The 21,787-nt window shown below is 44.3% G+C and carries 15 protein-coding genes; 6 read left to right on the forward strand and 9 right to left on the reverse strand.

Annotated elements, in window-relative coordinates:
- Positions 1 to 3 precede the first annotated feature (3 nt).
- Complete coding sequence (locus tag A11S_RS11790; protein ID WP_015467216.1) at positions 4 to 558, forward strand: PAS domain-containing protein; 555 nt, start codon at positions 4 to 6, stop codon at positions 556 to 558.
- Here the strand turns inward: A11S_RS11790 and A11S_RS11795 are convergent.
- The 9 genes from A11S_RS11795 to A11S_RS04040 form a co-directional block, all read right to left on the reverse strand.
- Positions 544 to 990, reverse strand: coding sequence for a YbaN family protein (locus tag A11S_RS11795; protein ID WP_081604753.1), 447 nt, complete (start codon positions 988 to 990; stop codon positions 544 to 546). The genes A11S_RS11790 and A11S_RS11795 overlap by 15 nt on opposite strands.
- Positions 991 to 1,009: 19 nt before the next feature.
- Entirely contained in the window at positions 1,010 to 2,101 is a 1,092-nt protein-coding gene (locus A11S_RS04010) for a HesA/MoeB/ThiF family protein (protein ID WP_015467217.1), read from the reverse strand.
- The gene (locus A11S_RS12235) at positions 2,082 to 2,522 is read right to left on the reverse strand and encodes an RrF2 family transcriptional regulator (RefSeq protein WP_081604754.1); all 441 of its coding nucleotides are present in this window, start codon (positions 2,520 to 2,522) and stop codon (positions 2,082 to 2,084) included. The genes A11S_RS04010 and A11S_RS12235 overlap by 20 nt, the downstream gene beginning before the upstream one ends.
- Positions 2,500 to 3,249 carry an anaerobic ribonucleoside-triphosphate reductase activating protein gene (locus A11S_RS04015; RefSeq protein ID WP_015467219.1) on the reverse strand — a complete coding sequence of 250 codons (750 nt, stop codon included), beginning with the start codon at positions 3,247 to 3,249 and terminating at the stop codon, positions 2,500 to 2,502. Before A11S_RS04015 ends, A11S_RS12235 begins: the two co-directional genes overlap by 23 nt.
- 4 nt (positions 3,250 to 3,253) lie before the next feature.
- Positions 3,254 to 5,284 (reverse strand): ribonucleoside triphosphate reductase, encoded by a 2,031-nt coding sequence (locus A11S_RS04020; protein ID WP_015467220.1) that lies wholly within the window; start codon positions 5,282 to 5,284, stop codon positions 3,254 to 3,256.
- A 286-nt stretch (positions 5,285 to 5,570) separates the two neighbouring features.
- The gene (gene ubiV, locus A11S_RS04025) at positions 5,571 to 6,512 is read right to left on the reverse strand and encodes a ubiquinone anaerobic biosynthesis protein UbiV (RefSeq protein WP_015467221.1); all 942 of its coding nucleotides are present in this window, start codon (positions 6,510 to 6,512) and stop codon (positions 5,571 to 5,573) included.
- Positions 6,490 to 7,497: a ubiquinone anaerobic biosynthesis protein UbiU gene (gene ubiU, locus A11S_RS04030; protein ID WP_015467222.1), complete on the reverse strand. Its 1,008-nt coding sequence runs from the start codon at positions 7,495 to 7,497 to the stop codon at positions 6,490 to 6,492. The genes ubiV and ubiU overlap by 23 nt, the downstream gene beginning before the upstream one ends.
- Positions 7,481 to 7,948: a ubiquinone anaerobic biosynthesis accessory factor UbiT gene (gene ubiT / locus A11S_RS11805; RefSeq protein ID WP_235068195.1), complete on the reverse strand. Its 468-nt coding sequence runs from the start codon at positions 7,946 to 7,948 to the stop codon at positions 7,481 to 7,483. The genes ubiU and ubiT overlap by 17 nt, the downstream gene beginning before the upstream one ends.
- Positions 7,949 to 8,794: 846 nt before the next feature.
- Entirely contained in the window at positions 8,795 to 11,008 is a 2,214-nt protein-coding gene (locus A11S_RS04040; RefSeq protein WP_015467224.1) for a hypothetical protein, read from the reverse strand.
- A gap of 281 nt (positions 11,009 to 11,289) precedes the next feature.
- On the opposite strand from A11S_RS04040, the gene A11S_RS11880 reads away from it, so the two are divergent.
- From A11S_RS11880 to A11S_RS11675, 5 genes are all read left to right on the forward strand, one after another.
- Entirely contained in the window at positions 11,290 to 11,478 is a 189-nt protein-coding gene (locus A11S_RS11880) for a hypothetical protein (protein ID WP_015467225.1), read from the forward strand.
- Between the two features lie 211 nt (positions 11,479 to 11,689).
- Positions 11,690 to 12,187 (forward strand): hypothetical protein, encoded by a 498-nt coding sequence (locus tag A11S_RS04050; RefSeq protein WP_041802432.1) that lies wholly within the window; start codon positions 11,690 to 11,692, stop codon positions 12,185 to 12,187.
- Between the two features lie 9 nt (positions 12,188 to 12,196).
- Positions 12,197 to 19,411 carry a calcium-binding protein gene (locus A11S_RS04055; RefSeq protein WP_041802434.1) on the forward strand — a complete coding sequence of 2,405 codons (7,215 nt, stop codon included), beginning with the start codon at positions 12,197 to 12,199 and terminating at the stop codon, positions 19,409 to 19,411.
- Positions 19,412 to 19,682: 271 nt separating this feature from the next.
- Positions 19,683 to 21,026: a DNA modification methylase gene (locus A11S_RS04060; protein ID WP_015467228.1), complete on the forward strand. Its 1,344-nt coding sequence runs from the start codon at positions 19,683 to 19,685 to the stop codon at positions 21,024 to 21,026.
- Between the two features lie 12 nt (positions 21,027 to 21,038).
- Positions 21,039 to 21,737, forward strand: coding sequence for a DUF5681 domain-containing protein (locus tag A11S_RS11675; protein WP_015467229.1), 699 nt, complete (start codon positions 21,039 to 21,041; stop codon positions 21,735 to 21,737).
- Positions 21,738 to 21,787 lie beyond the last annotated feature (50 nt).

The following is a 21,787-nucleotide window of genomic DNA, read 5'->3' on the forward strand; positions in this document are numbered from 1 at the left end:
GTTATGCGCGCACAGAATAAAAGCTCTACCGGGGTTGAGGTTGTTTTTCATGAAAACGACATTCTCGTCAGCAAAACAGATGCTCGTGGTTTTATAACATATGCGAGTAGGGATTTTCTGAATTTTTCCGGTTATAAAGAAAAGGATTTGATAGGTCGTTCGCATAACGTTGTGCGTCATCCGGACATGCCACGCAGCATTTTTAAAATTATCTGGAATCAAATCAGTTCTGGATATGAGAATTTTTCATACGTTTTGAATCTTACTAAAAGTGGCAATTTCTACTGGGCTTTACTTCATGTTACACCGTCTTTTGACGATCATGGGAAGATCATTGGTTATCATTCAACGTACCGTTCGCCATCACGGGATTCTATTCAATCTGTTATTGTGCCGCTTTATAGAGAGTTAATGGAGTGTGAAAATTCTCAATCTTGTTTGAATAGTGGTGCAGAAAGCGGTGTTCGGTTTTTAAATGATATGCTTCTTTCATCTGGCTTTGAATATAACGGCTTCATTCTTTCCCTTGAAAAGGATAGTGGTTTATTTTTCTCCTAAAGGGGCGGAAGGGATTTTAAGACAAGATGGCCTTGTAAAAATATATATGAGAGGAATAAGCATTCCCACCGCGACAATTATGATTAACGGCCAACCGGGCTGTTTTCCTAATATAAAAATCAAAAATCCGCTGATGCATCCAATAAATGCCAGCCACTTTCCCTTGGTTGGAATTGCGCCATACATGCGCCAGTTTATTAGAAAATTTCCAAATTCAGGGTGACGCAAAAGCCATGTTTCCATTTGCTTTGATGAGCGGGAAAAACAAGCTGCGGCCACTATAATAAGTGGTGTTGTCGGTAGTAATGGGACAAAGACACCAATAAAAGCTAAAGCCAAGAAGGCCCAACCCGCACACAGAAAGAACGTTTTGGGAGGCTGTTGAAAATATTTTCTCAGCAACCTCTTTGTTTTTGTTGTTCTATGGTCCATGTAAGTTTCTTTAACGCGGCTAGTGGTTTTGCGTTTCGTCTGTTTTATATTTTAACCAGGCATCATAACCACCGGAAAGGCTAAATATAGGCTGTGATATTTTCTCCTTCACTTTTCTTGCTGCTTGTAGGCTACGCACACCTTTTTGGCAGTACAGGACGATAGTTGAATTTTTTGTAATATCTGGTGTTTCGCCGATCATAATTTTTGACAGGGGGCACAATAGAGCGCCTTCTATGTGTCCGTTTTCCCATTCATTTTCCTCTCGAACGTCAATAAGGCATACGTCTGAAAGGGTATTTAAATCCGAGATCGTTACTTCAGATATTGATCCGCATGATGGAGGAGTGTAGTTAAGAATAATCTCATCCCTATTAATGCTGCATATCTTGCATTGCATATTTTTCCTGATAGAGAGTGTGCGCACTTGCATTGATCGTGTATCCAGCATCCACAAAAGACCGCTAAGTGACGAAAAACTTTTGTGTGCCGTAATGATCTGGATGGCTTGCAAGGCCTGGGTTACGCCGATCAGGCCGGCGACGGCGCCAATGACACCGGATTCTGCGCAATTCATAATATTGGCTTTTGGTTTTTCCGGATACAAGCAGCGATAACACGGGCCATCTTTATCATTGAATACGCTGGCCTGTCCGTCAAATCCCTGGATGGATCCATAAATCCAAGGCTTCCCAAATTTGACAGCGGCATCGTTTATCAGAAATTTAGCATCAAAATTATCGGTTCCATCTATAATTATATCGTAAGCTGGAAAAAGCGACTGCGCCATTGCTGGTGTAAGAGTGGCATCGTAATATTCAACGGTAATGTGCGGATTTAACGATAGTACTCTTTCCGCGGCGATTTTTGCTTTTGATTGGCCTACATTGTTACTAGAAAAGATAATTTGTCGTTGTAGATTGCTTTCATCTATTCTGTCAAAATCAATAATTCCTATTTTCCCGATGCCAGCGGCGGCAAGATAAAGCAATGCCGGGGACCCTAAACCGCCAGCGCCGACGCACAAAATTGATGATTCGGATAGTTTTTTCTGGCCGTCATGCCCAATTTCAGGAAGACAAGTCTGTCGGCTATATCGATCTGTTTGCATGGCTTCTAATATCCGAAAGCGTGTATTGATTTAAAGCAGAAATAAAGGATTTCTGTGCAACCATCAAGTATGGCATTATAGGGGACGGCGGATGGGTGTTTTTTGTTTCCAGGGTGCAAAATAAGGTGCCTAGTCGTATATGGTCCGGCTGCGCCACCAGAAAGATGCCCCCTTTTTTTCCTCTGACGCTGCCAATATAGCCCAAGCGTGATAATGTCCCGACGACTTTTACAAGATGATGGTATGAAAACCCGTAATAATTAGCAATCTCTCGTATACTACACAAGCGTTCAGCGTGATCCGATAAATAGATCATGGAATGTATCCCGTAATGTGTAGAGGCTCTAATTTTCATGACCTGTATGGTGTGGGGTTGCTTATTGGTCAGCCGATCGCCATCAAAAATTTCTAAATATGACATTCATTGATTGAGATTTATAAATTTGTGTTATGTCGATAATCCGGGTTTGTTGTTTCATAAATCCTAAGGTGGGGCGGTCATCGCTATGAGTGAAGTTTTGAATAGCGTGTGTTCCGGTAAAACCGCGCATCTCAAGATCGCGTATTATTAATGAAACATCATGTTCGGATATCAGGTCTGTATGAACCGTCGTACGTGTCTCAAATTCTACCGTCTTTTGTGTGCAAAGAATGTCAAGTGTCTGAGAGAATAGTTCATATTTATCGGTTCCGGTGACGCGTTTGAATTTATCCGGCGGTGCTTTGTAATCAAGGGCTATGTAATCAATTAGGCCGCTATCTATGTGCGACCGGATGATATCCGGTCGCAACCCGTTTGTATCGAGTTTGATGGCATAGCCCATATCTTTTAGATCTTTGATGAAATCTGGTAGTCCTGGATAGGCAGACGCTTCCCCGCCTGAGAGCACCACGCCGTCAAGGAGACCGCGCCGCTTTTTAAGAAAAGCCATGACTTCATGAATATTTCCGCGTCCTTTACCTTTTACAATTTGTGGATTATGGCAGTAAGGGCATCGCATATTACAACCCGTAAACCATACAATGCAGGCTGTTCGTCCGGGAAAATCAAGCATGGTAAATGGCGTAACGGAATAAATAGGGAGAACACCCGGTTTTTTCACCGGGTGTTCATCTGTATTCTGTTTTATCAAGTCTTCTGACTGCATTAAATTATGCGCCTGTAAAGAGATTTCCGGTATCAACCCAGTCTTCAACAAAGTGTTTTCGTTGGCGATGTTCGCCTTTTTTTCCTTTGTTAAAGCTATCGACAGGACGGAAATATCCCATCACACGTGTCCATACTTTCGTTTTTTCTTTGCAATGAGGACATTCCGGTTGTTCTCCGTTTAGGTATCCGTGTGTGTCGCAAACTGAAAAAACGGGTGTTATTGTGATGTATGGAAGTTGGTACGTTCCAAGAACCTTTCGAATGAATCGTTTGCAGGCATCAGCGCTGGACAGTTTTTCGTTCATATAGAGATGCAGGACTGTCCCGCCGGTATATTTGCATTGCAATCTATTCTGCAGCTCGAGTGCCTCAAACGGGTCTTCTGTATGATCGACGGGGATCTGAGACGAGTTTGTATAATAGATATTATCCCCAAAGCCAGCCTGAATAATGTCAGGGAAACGTTTTTTATCTTCTTTTGCAAAGCGATATGTTGTCCCTTCTGCGGGGGTTGCTTCCAAATTATACAGGTTTCCTGTCTGCTCTTGGTAGCCTAGGAGTTTTTCACGCATGTAATCAAGAATATCAAGGCACATTTTGACGCCACGTTCGTCTGTAATATCGTACGCGTCATCGGTAAAATTCCGAATCATTTCATTCATGCCGTTAACACCAATCGTTGAAAAGTGATTGCGGAAGAATGGAAGGTATCGGGCTGTGTATGGATATAGTCCTCGATCGTACATTTTTTGCGCGAAAATCCTCTTTTTTTCCAGAGTTGATTTCGAAATATCCATCAGGCGATCTATCTCTTGTGTCATGCCCAACATATCTCCTTTAAAACGATGGCCAAGTCGCGCCATATTTAAAGTGACAACGCCAATTGATCCGGTCATTTCAGCCGATCCGAATAATCCGTTTCCACGTTTCAAAAGCTCGCGTAAGTCAAGTTGAAGTCTGCAGCACATGGAGCGGACGGCGCCGGGCGAGTAGGCCTCAGGGTTTTTCCGGCGTTCTTTAGTTACAGGATCAACGATGAATTGGCTTCCAATAAAGTTTTGGAAATATGATGATCCAACTTTTGCGGTATTTTCAAAAATTGCGTCTGCAACTTTGCTGTCCCAGTCAAATTCTTCGGTAATATTAACCGTTGGGATTGGAAAGGTAAAAGGCTGTCCTGCTGAATCGCCTTCTGTCATGACCTCATAATAAGCAATGTTAATCATCTCCATTTCTGGGGTGAAGTGTTTGAATGTCATATCTTCCAGGCTACGAATCCCCATATCACGCGATTGTGCTTTTAATAAAAGGGAAGCGTCATCGACATTTTTGAATAGGTGTAGGTCGCTATATGTTGGGAATTGATTTTTGAGATCGTCTGGAACAGTGATATCAAGCGTGATATTCGTGAATGGCGATTGCCCCCATCGTGCCGGAACATTCAAATTGTAAACAAACTGGCGAATGGCTTTCTTAACTTCGCGGAACGAAAGCTGATCGTAAAAGACGTAAGGGGCCAGATAGGTGTCAAAACTGGAAAAAGCCTGCGCGCCCGCCCATTCGGATTGCAAAATTCCTAGGAAGTTACTCATCTGGCCAAGGGCTTCCCGGAAATGGCGTGGGGGGCGGGATGATGTTCGTCCACCAACGCCGTTAAACCCATCATTTAGAAGCGCTCTCAAAGACCATCCGGCACAATAACCCGTCAGACAGTCGAGGTCGTGAATATGGATGTCGCCTTGGCGGTGAGCCAATCCTTCTTCGGGGCTATAAACTTCATCAAGCCAGAAATTCGCAATGACCTTACCGGCGACATTGTTAATAAGCCCTGCGTTAGAATAGCCTGTGTTTGCATTCGCATTGATTCGCCAATCTGAACCGGAAATATACTCGCTGACCGTTTCAGAGCAGTCAATTTTTGTTCCGCCAAATAATGTTACGATCTGGTCTGTGTGGGGATCCGCGGGATGTGTATGGTTCTGTTCGGGTACGTTGTTTTGTTGGTTTGGCAGGGTCAATGCAGCTTCGGGCATGGTTTTTCCTCGTCTTTTTATGGTTGGTTCTGTGTAACTCTTGAAACTTTGTTAATTCCCATTACGGTTTCGATCCGCTTTGGGGGGTAAAGATTGCGCATAAAAAACACAAGATGTTGTGTCTCACCCTTGATTCATACCCTATAGGGCGATTTGCCTATTTGACCTGGATCAAAATTCACATCTTTATAAGATAACAAAAACGGCACCTTGCTTTTCGCAGGGTGCCGTTGAATCTGGCAATACTCGGGTTTTTATATAGAATTACGCAATGTTGCGTATGCGCTTATTGATGCGACGAATTTTTCCAGCGATATCCCTCATGCCCATGATAAAATCCGTTTGCTGAAGGGGCATTCAATCCAGATTCAGATATCTTTTTGTCGGCGTCCTCTGCGGAAATTTTGTTGTTTAGAACCGCACTAAAACATTCAATTACGGTTAGCATATCGCAGTCATGGGGGGAAATTCTAAACGCCTTGATACCCATATTTTTCATGTCTCCGATTTCGTGAACAAGATTTAGGCAGGTGTGTGACAACGTTTGGACGCCGTTGATGCAAAGAAAATTTTTTCCGTCTACGGTCTTCAGAGATAATCCATTTGGATCTTGCTCACACACGAATTGACAATTATCCTTAACGCGTCCATGTGATCTGGCGTGATAACAGCGAGCAGATAAAGCCAAGCCAACACGGCCGTACACTTGAGCTTCCAGGCAAACATTGTGTGCGTATGCTGCTTTGCACAGGATCGCAATAGCGCTGGCGGGTAATTCGGCGGGAATTGTAATATGTGTCGCGCCGTGTTGAGCCAGATAGGACAATGTCTCTTCATTATAGGTGTTAAAATATTGTCCGATTCTGTGCGATTTTCCGCGCAAATGATAAAGAGCAGAGGCATCGTTCGCTTCAATCTCAAAATCATTCATCTCACAAAGGCCGGCAGTCATTTTCCTTTCTCGTGCGATCATAACTTCTGATAGTGATGAAAAAACAACCTTTTTTCCTGCCCGTAAAAGACGCTCTGATACGTCTGCGTAATGATCTTCAAAAAATGGCGATCTTTTAGAGCAGATTACCTCTCCTAAATAAACCGTGTTAATAGGAGATTCATCCGCGATTTTAAAATAAAAATCACGTTTTTTCTCGGCGGGCCAGTGGAACAGGATGGGGCCAAGTGTTAAGTATGATTCATTTTTCATTTTATCTCCACCGTTTGCTTTCATATGCGCCTTGTGTCTGTTTGTGCCCTTCTGTCAAGCTGAGGAGCTTATCTGTTTTGACATCTCTTCCTGACAGAGCGCAATCAACCGCTTCGCGCCATGACGAAACCACGGTTTGTATGTAAGCTTTTGATCGCTGGCGGCCCTCAATTTTGAAAGCGTCAACGCCAGCTTTGATTAATTCCGGAAGTAAGTCTGCAAGGTTAAGGCTTACGGGTTCTTCAAACGCATAGTAGGGATTGTCCTTATGTTGGACGAGATATCGACCCTTGCATATTGTTGGGTATCCTGGATTTTGTGTGCAGGAGAAACAATCAATCGTGAAGCCATTTAACTTGGCGGTCAACGTTTTGTCTTTGTCCTCTTCATATGAAACGTGATGTGCTGGCGAGCATACACCATCCATATTCGTAGATAGGCCTGTTGCGTAGTTGGTTAGGCTACACCGCCCTTCGGCCATCAGTCCGTGATTCCCGAATATGAAACATTCAATCTCGCAAAAAATATCTTTCTTTAGAGATTTAATTTCTGGGATAGTTAGAATGCGGGGGAGAACAACGCGTTGGACATTAAACTCCTCACAATAGTATTTAATGGCCTCGATCGATGGGGCTCCAGCTTGCACAGACAGATGCAGGCGTAGGTTTGGATGCTTACGGCGAGCGTAATTGGCAACGCCAATGTCGGCGACAATTATAGCATCAACGCCGATATCAACGGCATCGTCGATAGCCTTCTTCCAGAGCTCAAATTTTCCTGCTGGTGGAAATGTATTAGTGGCCAGAAGAACCTTTGTTTTTCGGTCATGTGCGTATTTAACGCATTCAGCCAACTCATCGAATGAGAAGTTCAGGCCAGGAAAATTTCGCGCATTTGTGGCATTCTTGAAGCCGCAGTACACTGCATCCGCACCGGAATCGACGGCTGTTTTTAGCGCGGCGGGGGTCCCGGCTGGGCAAACAAGTTCTGGCTTATGTTGGGTGGGCATGGGGAGTGACCTTTCGGGCGATATTCAAAATTTTTTTCCCTGGTTTGCCAAAAAAATGGGCAACATAGTCGGCGATATTGCCATCAATGTCGTCCAGCGCGTTCCGCAGGCAAACAACTGCTTCAGTGTCACCTTCTATATAAATGTCCCTGCTGAAGAAAAGGGCGTCACCATCGTAACGGCCATCAATCATTCCCAGAAGCGTCAAGAATGAGCCGGAAATTCGACACGCTGCGTTGGGACAATCCCGATTTCTGCTTGCCTTTAATCGGGGCGATTTTGGATCGGGGCGCAGGCAAATGATAAAGGGAAGATTGGTGGCATCAATCACGAACCATTTGTGGTGATGCCCCTCCAGTCTCTGGAAAAGACGAGGTTCGGACGCGGATATGAAATTTACTAGGCGCATCAATGTATTATTTACGAGCGGTATAGGAATTATACGCATCATCAAGAGAAACCCGTTCTCAAGCGAAAGGCGATGGATATTTTCCAAGTTGCGATGTGATGAATTCCTATGCATGGCCGCATGCTATGCTAGGTCTGTGCAAATGAATTTGACCCAAATCAAGTCGTTCTGTCTCAGAGAACAGGAATAGATAATCACGGTTATCCTCTTTGACGACTCCGTTCCAAACGGGGTTTTTAGTGTTTTTCTTCAGGAGGTTTTTGTATTTTTCAATTCCCATCGCGTCGAGACGGCGTTCCGTTTGTTGCAGGGCGGGCCAAGACGGGCGCGATGGTTCTATCACCCGCAGATAAGCCGCGAAATATTCGTGATCCTTTTGATCGCCCAGAAGCAGAAATCCGTGCGTGGGTGCAGGGTATCATCTGGCGGGACGAACATTTTCGTGGAATGCCGCTTCAAAAAATTGCTGATCGGGAAGGTGTGTCTGCCACACATATTCTCAAATACATCAACAGGGCACTCGAGGTCGCTTGATTTTCGGTGAAGAAATGAGGCTGGCCATATCGCCAAACCTAACTCGAAATTGTGGAACTGAGAAAAACGGGAGGGATACTCTGAATTGGCGCATTCTCAGTGCTGTGTTTGTCTAGGGAGATCCAAGAACCGCGCGGAATGCCGGGGCTTTGGGGCTGTATTCTCAGAAGTTAGGATTCCCTGAGACTAGATGGCGGTGTGCGTAGTCACCGTCGAACTATTCTCAACAGAATTCCCTGTTTTTCAGGGAAAATACAGGGAATTCTGTTGGAGTACTTTTTAAATGATGGCAGACATTATTTATTTAACATAATAAATAATGTGATCCGTGCCAATAATTCGTATCTTAATTAACTATGCAGTGTCCCAAACCTGATTCAGAATTTTGGCTGCCAATGCGGCCTTGTCTTGGGGAAGGAAGCGCCCATAGTGCTTGGCAACCATATCCGGCGTGTCTTGTATGGCGTAGCTTGCCTGCTCATATGAGCCTGTTTGTTTCAGTATATGCGTGGCCAAAACATCTCGAACGTTGTGTGGCCCATGAGGTAGCAAGCCTTTAATCGCGCCACGGCCTGTGTATGGATTGTATATTCCGTATCGTTGAATAATGAGCCGCCATGCTTCGTAAAAGTTAGTTTGGTTGTACGAAGCGTCCGTCGTTGAGGTCTTTACAGTTTTGACAAAAAACGTACCGGGATCTTGGGCGTCACGGAGCAACGTAGGGCGATGCATTTCAAGATATTCTGCAATATATCTATATAGATCCCCCAAATCTGGTAGGAGCAATCTAAAGGGCTTGTTTGAAAAATAGGAAGAGTCTGAATTTTTAAAGGCTACGGACGGAATAAAAACTTCCCAGGCATTATCACGGTAATTCCAGCGCATTTCACCTCTCTTCATATCTGCAAGGCGACGTTCTGGTGTTGGGGGACTATCTAAAGGACAAATGAGCAATTGCCGGAGGTTTTTTTGCCGTAAGCCCAAATGTAATCCCAGCCTTATCATGAGGAAAGATCGTACAGATTCGGCTGCAGCGATCGGGTATCGCTTATAGTCTGGCATAAATTTGGCAACTTCCTCGGCGATCTTTTTGTATTCTCCAAGAGGGGATGGGGACTCAAGTATTGGAAGAATAGGCTCGAATGGGTCTCTGTGTACTTTTGCGACATGCTTGATCTCTTTCAATCGGTTATGCGCGTGTTTCAGATAGTTGTCGCATGCAGAATTCCAATTTTCTTGCACGAACTTGATTTCATCTGGTGAGATCAGTCCGGGTATTGGCTTAAGCTTTGCTGCGAGTTGCGGGCGCTGTCTTAGCCATCCTGTATCTTTCCGCGTTAATGAAAGAGAAACGCTGATCATGTCTATTTCCCATGTTGTATAGAACCCCCTACGTTTCTCGCGCCACTGCAGATACCAATCCCATACCTGTGGAAAGATTAGCAATGCGAACGTGATGTCGTATATTGAGACTCCAAGTCCTTTTGTGTGTGAATCTTTAGCTGCAGATAGAGCGCCAAACATCAAGCCAAGGTGTTCTACTTTTTGAGATGCGGTTTCTTGATTCCAGACGCCGTTTCTTTGATCTCCTATGGAGGTTAACGTGGATGTTTTGAACTTAACTAAATCGCTCATCTCTTCAGATAAACCTGCCGGTGCATCTTCGTTATGCGATGATTGCTTTTTGTTTCTAGGTTGAGGGTTGTTTCCATAGCTATCAATAACGTTGGGAAAGCGCACTGAAAATCTGTGTTTAATGGCGCTTCGTTGGTAGCGTCTATATTCGGTTGATCCTGAAATAACAACATTTCTAACCCAGTTAATGATCTCTTCTTTCTCAGTGTTGCTACGAGAGTTAAAATCGTCTGGTAAATGCCACGATAGTCGCCGTCTTTCTGCGGCGGAGATGTTTTTCATTTTGTGTCCATGTAATGATCGATTAGAGAATGAAATTTTCTTTTTGAAATATCCCGTAGGAAGCTGATATCGCTTTTCGATCCTGTTTAATATTTCCATGCTTGTTATGCTCCGCGGTATTTTTGTTCCCTTTCTCCAGGCGGATATTGTTGTTCTTTGAATTTTTTCATTCGGTAGGGTGATTGCGCTATGCAGGAACCAGGAACTCTCGCCATATCTTTTCATATGCAGATCTAAAGCTTCGTGGAAAACTTCTGGGTCATCCCATGGATCTGATGATGATAATGCAGCCTGTTGCCTAATTTTAGGCCTATCAGTTATTTTATCGGTGGTTATTTCGTGGAGGGGTTTTGATTTTGTGCTTCTGTAGCTTTTGTTTCTTCTGATTTCTCTGATTAGTGCATCAAAGCAGGGTTCTATAACTCGTTTAGCTTTAGATAGTGATGAGTGATCAATTTTTGTAGCCGCGGAAATCTCTTTCCAGTTCAATCCGTTTCTGGCCAATGGTGGGATTTTCTGGTGATCGAAAAGATCAAGAAGGTAGTTTTGAAGACGATTTATTTCTTTATTGGAGAGAACCGTTGATGCTCGTTTGGTGCAAAAGTCTGCAATCATCTGGCTAAAAACATCTACATTTTTTGCTGTGCTCATTTTGTTTCCTTAAAAATAATTTCATCAGTAGGTTTCCTGTAAAAATAGCGCCCTCCTTGTCCAAAAGGAGGGCGCTATTTTGGGATGATCGAGAGAGGTAATTGATTTTTCTAGTGCGTGTTTTTCATACTGTAGGTTATCACATCGGGTTGGTTACCATCTAGGCTGATTGGTCCATGAACCATCCGGTTTCTCCCTGTAAATTGATTGAGGAGTGCATAGTGTTCTAGTTGGACGAAGAAGGTGTTTATTTTCTGATGCAATAGACGGGTGGCGCCGTAATGATCGAAGATCATTACGGCCATGTGAATGCGGTTAAACACGCGGATCGCGTGTTGCATGGCATGGGGAGTTGGGAGCCGATAACATCCGGTGATGCAGCACCGGAAACCAGCCACAGCGGCAAGGCGGGAACGGCCCGTTCCGAGCAGCCGAGGCCGCGTGGGAAGCATAAAGGCAAGAGAAAATAGCGCCCGCAATTATAACCTGCGAAAGAGCGCGAAGCGCGGCGATTGGCTTGTAAAGACCGTAATACACTTTACATATGCTCAACCATAAATTTATCTGGTTTTATATTACACTATTTACTAGTGTTTTGGTGGCGATTCTTAAGTTTAGAATCGAGAGGCCTAATGCCAGAATCTTGATAAGGCTGACGTATTGTAATTAACAAGCGAGGGTATGGCTGTGCCATCTTTTTATAAATGGATTTTGGTGGTTTTCTTGCTTGTGGGCGTGTCTGCATGTAAGCCAAATAAAGTGTTGGATCCGCATGATCCAAATTTTGATATTAAGCAATTTCGATATGGAGATTATAAGTATTCAGATGATCCTGATAGGGATGTATCGGAGGTGTTAAAATTCTTTTTTCCCATTGGTACAAAACGCTCAGTTATTGAAGATACGCTTGTAAGTAATGGAACTGTACTGATCAGTGCATCAGGCTCTTTTGGGGAGTTTGGATCTCTCGGGGTTGTCAGAGGCGAGCTTTTGGAGAAAATATCTGCATCCTATTATGCGGTCTACCATTTTAAATACAAAAGCCAGAGTATTTCACTAACTCCCAGCGGGGGAGTGCGTTTGTGCGCCTTTTATGATGATGGGAATAAGCTGGTCTCTATGATTATTGGTTCAAAATTTGTTCATACGGAATCTTTTGGTTCGGATAAGCGGAAGTAGGAGTGATAAATGGGAATAATTTACGTTGCTGCATATGAGGTAAACCCCTTTGGCGCTGGACACGGATATCTTGTGTATGATCCGGATGAAACCTTATTAACAACAGATAATCAGAGCATTATTCGTGGTGGACCGCAATTTCCTGGGGCGCTCGGGCCTTGGGGTATTTTAACAGTTGATCACGGTGCTGCTTCACACGTTTCCTCTGATGGACTTGACAACAACACAGATCCTGATGGTGACACTTATTTAGAGAATGACAAAGACGAAAATGGAATTGCGGATACAGTGGGAGATAGATTTTATACTGAAATAGAAACCTCTTTGACGTGGCAGCAACTCGTTGATTTTGCTGATTCCCTCAATGGTTATTTCGATTACAATCCTATCGGTATCAACTCAAACTCTGTCTTTGCCTCTGTATTGTCCAAGGCCGGATTAAATCCATACGAAAATTTTCCCGCTGATTTTTTGTTTGGGTACCCAGGTGCACATATTCTTCTGTCAGGGCTAGGAGATGATTACCTTAGGGGCTGGCAGGAGGATAACGATTTTTATGATGTTGGTGGGAATGATATTTTCCACGGCGGAGATGGGCAGAATCTTGTTCGCCTAGATGGTTCTGATGGAGTTGATTCTGCCAGTTATACGGTGGGAACGGTAAGTGTTAGTATCTCGGCAGATAAAAGTCACTGGGTTGTAGAGCAATCCGTCGGTGAGGAGGATTACGTTGACAGCCTTTTCTCCGTAGAGGCCATGATTGTTCATCAATTTCTGACGAACAGCGCAGTCGATTTATCTAATAATGATGAAGGAATAAATCTTCGTGATGAAGATGAAGGCAGCTTATTGAGTTGGCAGGAAGAGTATGGTGATGATTTGGTAACGGTCGTTAGCATTTCATCAGATTCAGACGAAGATTATTTCTTTGGAAATTTTTCCAACCTCAAAGCAACGCAGTATGATGATGGTTATGAGTTGAGGCATGTCCTTGGCCGCCGTTTCGATGGTAATGGCGGTGTTGATACGATTAGCTATGCGGACCTTGAGGATGATCGCGGAATAACTGTTAAGTTAGTGGATCAAACAGCTTTTGTTACAGGTACAGATGAGGTTGCGGGGCCGGGTGGTGGACCTTTTGATACAGTTCTCAATTTCGAGAATGTAACAGGGACGGATTTTACAGATTTTCTTTTTGGAAATGAGTTAGACAATAAATTTATAGGTGGTGGTGGTAACGACAATATTGATGGTGGAGAAGGGTTTGATACGGTCTCCTACGAGCTTTCAACGGATGAGGTTCAGATTGTCCTGGATGAAGAATTTTTCTCCGTGGATAGTGGGACAAGTGAGGGGATTGATACGCTTGTTAGTATTGAGGAAATTCAGGGTAGTGAAGGGGATGATGTCCTTACAGTGCATGGTCTTTATGAGGAAGCATTGACGATTGATGCTCTTGATGAAGATGCGGAAGATGTCCTTGATTTTAGTGCGCTGTCTCAAAATTTGACAATCAATTCGTTGGGGGAATTAAATGGTACGGCCCTGAAATTTTTGAATTTCGAAAAATATATCGGCGGATCATTGGTTGATAATTTTACGGGTACTGAACGAGATGAAATTTTTGAAGGAAGGGCTGGAGCCGATATTTTTAATGCCGGCGCAGGGGATGATGTTTTTCTAAATTCTAATCCTGATGGCGGAGATTATGACGGAAGTGATGACCTCGATACGATAGATTATCGGGGTGCCCAGAATGGCGTCTCCGTGAACATCGTGAGCCCATTATCTGGGACCGTTTATAAGTATATCAGTGGAGACGAAACTGGGGTTCCTGATATTGTGAAGAATATTGAGTTTTTTTACGGAACATCGGGTAAGGATGCATTTAAAACAAAGTCCGAGGAAGGGGTCGTTTTTATTGGCGGTGAGGGTGATGATACCTATTACCTAGTCTATGATCACGAGGGCAACATTATTGGAGACCCAACGATTGTGGAGGACGCAAGTGATGTTGGTGAGGACAATGTTGTCATCGTTGATGAATCTGGACAGATTCGAGACTACGTCAATCCTGACAATTACGACATCAGAAAAGTATCTGTCGGTTATCAGTTGGTCGGCAAAGGGGATACTGATCATGCTGGAGCGGTGTATGATATACCGGTTGATAATGCTGAAAAAATTAACAGCCACGATGTAGGATCTTTTGATCCAGCGGATGATGATGGAGAGGATTTGCCGCTGCCAGATGAGGGGCCAGAAGATCAGGCATCTCCTTTAATTCTTGATCTTGGCTCTGCGGGCATTGATCTTTTATCTCTTGGTGAAAAAAGCACGTACTTTGATCTTCTTGGAGCTGGACAAGCTGTCTTGACGGGATGGGTTTCTCCTGAGGATGGTCTTCTGGCTCTTCCCGGGGCGAATGGCGTGGTCGATAATATTTCAGAGTTATTTGGGAATGCGACAACAGATGGGTTTACGTCGTTGTCTGCGTATGATTCCAATAACGATGATGTCATTAATGCGTCAGATTCTATTTTCTCAAGCCTGCGTGTTTGGATTGATGGAAATAGTGATGGAATTTCAAGTCAAGGTGAATTGCACACGCTGAATGACCTGCTAATAACATCGATTAATTTAGATTCTACACGAACATATCAGCAAAATTCTGGAAACGTGATCAGCCATCAGTCTGAGTTCACTATGAATGGTGAAAAACGGACAATCGTTGACGCCTGGTTCACATACGATTCTGGGCGCACAATCAACGCCCAGGCTTATGATTTTGATCCGAGAGCTGCATTTTTACCGAAATTCCGGGGGCATGGTAGCCTTAAGGACCTGAGTATTGCTGTATCTACCGATAACGGCACCGATTCATCCAGCCTGATGACCCTATTAAAGGATATTTCTGAAGGCATGGGGTTTGCGGAGGCGCTGGAAAATTGGTCTTCTACGGAAGGTGCTGTTGATGCGCTTATGCTTACATGGGCCGATGTTAATGGCATTGTTGATGGTAGTCGTGGAGCTTATGTTGATGCAAAACATCTTGCCTTCTATGAAGCCTTCACGGGCGAGCCGTTCCGTCAGTATGGAAAGCCAAACCCATTACCGGAGGCGGGCGCTTTTGTAGAGGCGATTTATGGATATGTGCGTACCTTGCTTTCAATGCACATTATCGCGCAGGCGGCGGGAGATCAGATTTTTGAAAATCCTTCATATAGTGTAAATAATTGGTCTGTTGGTGGTGATTTGACGCTCCTTCAGTCTGGCGTTAATGCGATTGAAACAGCAGCATCTGGCGCTTCTGATCCATCCGCGGTCTGGACGCGTTTTGCGCAGTTTATCGGCTATACCAAGGGTCTTGGCAATCTGACAACGGCAGAGATAACCGCGCTGGATGCGGCGGTCGATGCGACGAACCATCCGGGGCTGGATGATTGGCAGGATGTTGTCAATTTAATGAACAGCACGCTCGGCACCATTATCGATAGCGCGGATGACTGGGGTTCATTCGAAATTTATTACGATAATTATACACAAGGCACGTCATCGGACGACACGATTACGGACAATAATGCCGGTGGTTACACCGACAATGAATTTGATGGCCGTGGCGGGAATGACGTCATCAATGGTCTAGATGGTCATGACAAACTGATCGGCGGGGCTGGTAATGATACGTTGAACGGCGGTGCCGGTGATGATTACCTGTTGGGCGGAACAGGTGATGATATTTATGAATACGAAGCCGGAAACGACACGATCTCAGAAGTGGGTGGTGATGGTTATGACACAATCCATGTTCTGGCCTCTACAAACCTGACAACGGCCAATATTTCGGATATTTACCGTTTTGGTGACGAGCTCATCATTGCGCTCAGTACGGGAAGTTTCATCACGATTGATGGATATGGCGACGCCAACGCCCGTATTGAAAAAATTATCTTCGATTACGACAGCTCTGAAATTGATATTGCGGCAATTGTCGAACAAAAATTCTATGGCACTGCAGGAGCAGACAATATGAATCTGAGTGGAGATTCATATCAAACACTATTGGCCTATGGCTACGCCGCTAACGATACAATGCAAGCCACCGGTGCCGCCGCAAAATTCTATGGCGGCGATGGTTATGACGTGTTGATTGGTGATTATCTGCCAGATTTTCTGTACGGCGAAAACCAGGATGATTACCTTTCTGGCCAGGGCGGAAATGACTATCTTTCCGGTGGATCAGGTAATGACAATCTTCTGGGGGGCGATGGAAACGATACGCTCTATGGCGGAACAGGAAGCGATATACTTCAAGGTGGTGCAGGAAACGACACGCTTTATGGTCAGGATGGAAACGACACGCTGATCGGTGGAGCTGGTAATGATCGATTGGAAGGGAGCCATGGTAATGATAATTATGTTTTCGCTCCAGGATTTGGCCAGGATACGGTTGATGCCGGGTCTCTTCAGAGTAATGGCAACACAAGCCGAAATGACAAAATCATCTTCTTAGAAGGAATTGATCCTGAAGATATTATTGTCACCCGTGTAGCTAAAGACAGTATAAAGCTGGCAGTTAGCGGGACTTCAGACTGGGTCGAAATTTATGAGCAAGAATTTGATTCTTATTTCACGGCTCGTGTAGAAACGGTCAATTTCGCCAATGGAGCAACGTGGACGGCGGCCGATCTTCGCTTGATGGCGATCGATACGGCAACTACATCCGGAAATGATACTGTGTATGGCTGGAACAAGCATGATGACTATCTAGATGCGGGCGCTGGTGACGATTACGTCAATGGCCAAGGGGGAGATGACACATACGTATTCGGTCTCGGATATGGTCAGGATACGTTTGATGATAACGGTGGTTTTGATACGGTGAATATTTTGTCAGGCGTTGATCCGGCAGATATTCTCGTAACAAAAGGCTCCAATGACAGTATCGTTCTCTCAATTATCGGAACGACAGATTCTGTTACATTTTTAGATCAGGAACGGTATAGCTATAACGTTTATCGCCTAGATCAGGTTGTTTTTGCAGATAATACGGTTTGGAGCAGTTATGATCTCCGTCAAAAAGCTATCGAATCTCAGACGACATCAGGAAATGACACTGTCACCGCATTCATCACAAATGATGTTGTAATGGGTAGCGCAGGCAATGATACGTTACGTGGTCGCGAAGGAAATGATACGTATCTGTATAATCTTGGTGATGGGCAAGATATTTTTGAAGAAACAAGTGGAAACGACATTATCCAGATGGGTGTAGGGATACTAAGTTCAGATATTTCCCTGTCGCGCGTTGGAGATGACTTGCTAATTACGATTACGTCCATGTCATCTTCCAGCATTACTGTTAAAAATCATTACGCCAGTAGCTCGAAGGTCATTGAAAAAATTGTTTTTGATGATCTCTCGGAGATGACAATTATCCCGCAAATTTTAGGAACGTCAGGGGATGATATTATCAGTGGGACCAGTGCGGCCGATTTGATATATGGCCGAGAAGGAAACGATAACATTTCGGCAGGGTCTGGAAATGATGAGGTTTATGGTGAAGATGGAAATGATACCATAAACGGATCAACCGGTTATGATTATTTGTATGGCGGTTTGGGTGATGACATCATTAATGGCGGAAGTGACGATGATTATATTGAAGGCAATGAAGGTGGAGATACGCTCCATGGTAATGACAATGCCGATATAATTTACGGTGGTGATGGTGATGATATCATTTATGGCGATGCCCATAATGATATCCTCTACGGAGGCAATGGAAACGACGCTGTTTATGGTGGAACAGGAAACGACATTATCTATGGTGATGATGGAGACGACACGCTTAATGGTGATAGCGGATCCATTGATATTTTGACGTATGTCAACGCGACATCAGGTGTAAATATTAATCTTTTAACGGGCATTGCTACAGGAATGGGAACCGATACGTTCTCGAATTTTGAGCGGTATATAGCCTCATCATATAATGATGTAATGATTGGTAATAGCTCTGCAAATACGCTTACTGCGGGAGATGGGAATGATATTCTTGTCGGCAATAAAGGAGATGACAACCTCGATGGCGGATTAGGCGATGATACGTATCAGTTTATTTACGCTGATGATGAAGATTTCATTACAGATGTTGGTGGATACGATATCATCCAGTTTATGGACGCAGTAAGTTCTGAAAATCTTGATTTCTATACGGAGAACCACGATTCCGGTTCAGTTGCAGATGATGTGAAGGTCGACTTTAATGGTACAAGTCTTCATGAGATCGTCGTTTACAATCAGGTAAGCACAACATTGACGGATCGTAAGGTTGAAGAAATTCGTTTTGCTGACGGATTTTCGTTGAATTTCGCACGTTATGGGACATCTGAATGGGTTCAGATGGGCAACACGACGGCATCTCAGGACTCAAGTACGGCGACTGAGGGACGAACGATTATTGGCGGCACAAACGTTAACACCATTACCGGAAGCGCTTTTGCAGATCAAATCCATGCAGACCTAGGTAATGATACGGTTCATGGCGGCGATGGTCATGATTGGATCCATGGTGGTACAGGTAACGATATAATTAACGGGGATGCTGGTGACGATGTCATCTTCGGTGGTGTCGGGAATGACACGATGAATGGAGGCGATGGTAATGACACCGCTATGTTTACTGGGTCTACGGCTGCAGTTACCGTAAGTTTGGCCGCTGGAACAGCAACCGGCCAGGGTACTGATACATTGTCAAATTTTGAGAATGTAACGGGATCATCTTATGCGGATACAATAACCGGAAATACCGTGGCAAACGTTTTGAAAGGCGGAAGTGGAAATGACGTCTTGTCTGGCCTCGGTGGTAACGATCAGCTTTATGGTGAAGATGGGCTAGACACCTTATTGGGCGGCTCTGGTGCAGATACATTTGTGTTTGAATCCGCGAGCGCATTCAACAATGTTGATATCATCGGTGATTTTAGTCTGCTGGATAACGATGTCATTGATATATCCGATTTGCTGTCGGCTTTTGATCCGTTAGTTGATGTCATTACCGACTTTGTTCAAGTCACCGACAATGGAACGGACTCTGCTCTATTTGTCGATCAAGATGGTGTTGGTTCTGTTTATGGTTTGCAGCAGGTTGCGACAATATCGGGCGTAACGGGCCTGACAGATGAAGCGGCTTTGTATACTTCTGGAACAATTATCGCTTAGAATAATGGAATGATAATAAATATCAGCGCCGCATGGAAATGCGGCGCTGTTCTTTTTGGTGTCGAAAAATTATGCAGACCTATAATTGCTAGGAGAATATGTTCCTGAGAAAAATGGAAAAAAACTATTGACGTAAAAGCTCGATCTCTATTAGGCTTTTCTTATGTGAGCTCGTCTCATTAGAAGCAGCATCTCCTTTGAGAAGCAGCATCAGCAAAAAAATTAGACCTTCATTGGTTTGGTGCAGATGTGTAGCCGAAGGAGAGAAACCATGCGCACACGTAACAATATCGCAACAATTCTTAAAGATTATGCGGTCCAACAGTGGCCGATAGATGAGCTGAATGTAAGCTCTAAAAACCCACGTAAAATCACCGAAAAGCAAAAGGATAAAGCCTCATCATTGGTCCATGCGACGGGCTTCATGATGCCTATCGTTGTTGACCAAAAGAAGCAGGTGGTCATTGGCCATGAGTGGCTAGAAGCCGCTAAAATCTTAGGGTTGGATGACGTTCCCGTCATCCATTTAAGTGATTTGTCCGAAGCAGATGCGCGTGCTTTACGGATTGGTTACCCCAAAATTATTGATCTTGGTGAATGGGATGTGACAATCCTGGCTGAAGAGTTCGAAATCATGCTGAACGACAAGATTGATTTGTCGACCACGGGGTTCGATCTTCCGGAGATTGATATCATTCTCAGTGAGGGGCGTTCCGAAAATAACGATAAAGACAATGAAATCGTCGAGATTGCCCCTTCTCAGGAAGCTGTTTCCAAGCTGGGGGATCTGTGGCTGCTTGGTAAACACCGCATCCTGTGTGGAAGCGCGACAGACCCCGAAAGCTATAAAATTCTAATGGGAGATCAGGTAGCTCAAGCTATTATCTCTGATCCGCCATACAACGTTCCAAACCAAGGCCATACAGGTGGGCGAGGGACGGTTAAACACCGTGAATTCCCGCAAGCCCATGGAGAAATGACTGAAGGGCAGTTCATTGAGTTCTTAAGTCAATACCTAACAAGCTCAACGCATCATCTCTGCGAAGGTGGCCTGGTTTATTCATTCATGGACTGGCGCCATGAGTACGAAATGTTGAGCGCAAGCCGAAGCGCCGATCTCCAGAAAATCAATCTTGTTATCTGGAACAAGAATAACGGCGGTATGGGGAGCCTGTACCGTTCCAAGCATGAGCTCGTCTACGTTTTGAAGAAAGGGAAAGCCAAGCACATTAACAATGTGGAACTTGGTAAAAATGGCCGCTATCGGACCAATGTTTGGGATTATGCCGGTGTGAATAGCTTTAAAAAAGACCGGATGAAGGAGCTCTCCACACATCCAACCGTCAAGCCAGTCGAAATGATCGCGGATGCGATCCTGGACTGCACTCATCTAAACCAGATCGTTCTGGATCCATTTTCGGGTTCTGGAACTATTTTTATAGCTTGCGAAAAAACCAATCGGATCGGATATGGCATGGATCTGGACCCTCTTTATGTGGATGCTGCTATCCGGCGTTGGGAGGCGCATACGGGACAAAATGCCATTCATGCAACGAGTAAAAAGGCATTCTCTGCTTGCCAATCCATTCGTTCTAAACGTCGTACGCGCGGATAAGGGAGAAAAGTCATGACTAAAAAAACGACACGAACCTCCAAGGGTAAGAAAACCACTCCGCGTACGACGGTAAAAAAGGAAGACTTAAAAAGTAAGAAAGAATCTGCGAAATCAAAGAATAAAATTGAAGATGAAAAAGTAGATTGCCCGCCAAGTGTAAAAGAAGTCGATCCTTCAGGCTTAACAGAACAAGAGTTTGATGGGAGCTTTACGTTTGATGTTGATGATTCGTCTTCAAATAACGATCAAGCAGAAAGTGACTATGAGGTTGGCTATAAAAAGCCTCCTAGATCACGGCAGTTTAAGAAAGGGCAATCTGGTAATCCAACGGGGCGGCCCAAAGGGGCTAGGAATATGAAGAGCATAATATATGAGATTGGTAACCAGACTGTTGATGTTAACATCGATGGAACATTGCAACATATGAGCCTTGCTGAAGCGACGATAAAGCGCGCGTGGTATAAGGCAGTCAAAGAGGGAAAAACGGATCTTCTTCGTTTTTTACAAGAAAACTATGACAAAGAAGTTGAGAAAACACAAAAAAAGCCAATTGAGCAAGCTCGTCATGATGCTGTTATGGCTCGTTTTATGGCCTGTTGCATGATGAGCTTAACTCCGTGGCAGTATATGGCTGAGTTGACAGATGATGATATTGAGGACGGATTAAACGGAATTAAGATTATTGCAAACTTCTCCGAATTTGTTAATTAGTCACGCGTTTGTGGTCAACCGGCGCCAGGGGGACTGGCGCCGGTTGATAT

The organism is Micavibrio aeruginosavorus EPB (genome assembly GCF_000348745.1).
Classification (GTDB): Bacteria; Pseudomonadota; Alphaproteobacteria; order Micavibrionales; family Micavibrionaceae; genus Micavibrio; species Micavibrio aeruginosavorus_A.

What these genes read in the sequence shown, in the direction of transcription:
- ubiU (WP_015467222.1), bottom strand. Translation starts at nt 7,497, where the DNA reads ATGCCCACCCAACATAAGCCAGAACTTGTTTGCCCAGCCGGGACCCCC.
- A11S_RS11790 (WP_015467216.1), top strand. Translation starts at nt 4, where the DNA reads ATGCGCGCACAGAATAAAAGCTCTACCGGGGTTGAGGTTGTTTTTCAT.
- A11S_RS04015 (WP_015467219.1), bottom strand. Translation starts at nt 3,249, where the DNA reads ATGCAGTCAGAAGACTTGATAAAACAGAATACAGATGAACACCCGGTG.
- A11S_RS11675 (WP_015467229.1), top strand. Translation starts at nt 21,039, where the DNA reads ATGACTAAAAAAACGACACGAACCTCCAAGGGTAAGAAAACCACTCCG.
- A11S_RS04050 (WP_041802432.1), top strand. Translation starts at nt 11,690, where the DNA reads ATGGCTGTGCCATCTTTTTATAAATGGATTTTGGTGGTTTTCTTGCTT.
- A11S_RS04055 (WP_041802434.1), top strand. Translation starts at nt 12,197, where the DNA reads ATGGGAATAATTTACGTTGCTGCATATGAGGTAAACCCCTTTGGCGCT.
- A11S_RS11795 (WP_081604753.1), bottom strand. Translation starts at nt 990, where the DNA reads ATGGACCATAGAACAACAAAAACAAAGAGGTTGCTGAGAAAATATTTT.
- A11S_RS04040 (WP_015467224.1), bottom strand. Translation starts at nt 11,008, where the DNA reads ATGAGCACAGCAAAAAATGTAGATGTTTTTAGCCAGATGATTGCAGAC.
- ubiT (WP_235068195.1), bottom strand. Translation starts at nt 7,948, where the DNA reads ATGATGCGTATAATTCCTATACCGCTCGTAAATAATACATTGATGCGC.
- A11S_RS04060 (WP_015467228.1), top strand. Translation starts at nt 19,683, where the DNA reads ATGCGCACACGTAACAATATCGCAACAATTCTTAAAGATTATGCGGTC.
- A11S_RS12235 (WP_081604754.1), bottom strand. Translation starts at nt 2,522, where the DNA reads ATGTCATATTTAGAAATTTTTGATGGCGATCGGCTGACCAATAAGCAA.
- A11S_RS11880 (WP_015467225.1), top strand. Translation starts at nt 11,290, where the DNA reads ATGATCGAAGATCATTACGGCCATGTGAATGCGGTTAAACACGCGGAT.
- A11S_RS04010 (WP_015467217.1), bottom strand. Translation starts at nt 2,101, where the DNA reads ATGCAAACAGATCGATATAGCCGACAGACTTGTCTTCCTGAAATTGGG.
- ubiV (WP_015467221.1), bottom strand. Translation starts at nt 6,512, where the DNA reads ATGAAAGCAAACGGTGGAGATAAAATGAAAAATGAATCATACTTAACA.
- A11S_RS04020 (WP_015467220.1), bottom strand. Translation starts at nt 5,284, where the DNA reads ATGCCCGAAGCTGCATTGACCCTGCCAAACCAACAAAACAACGTACCC.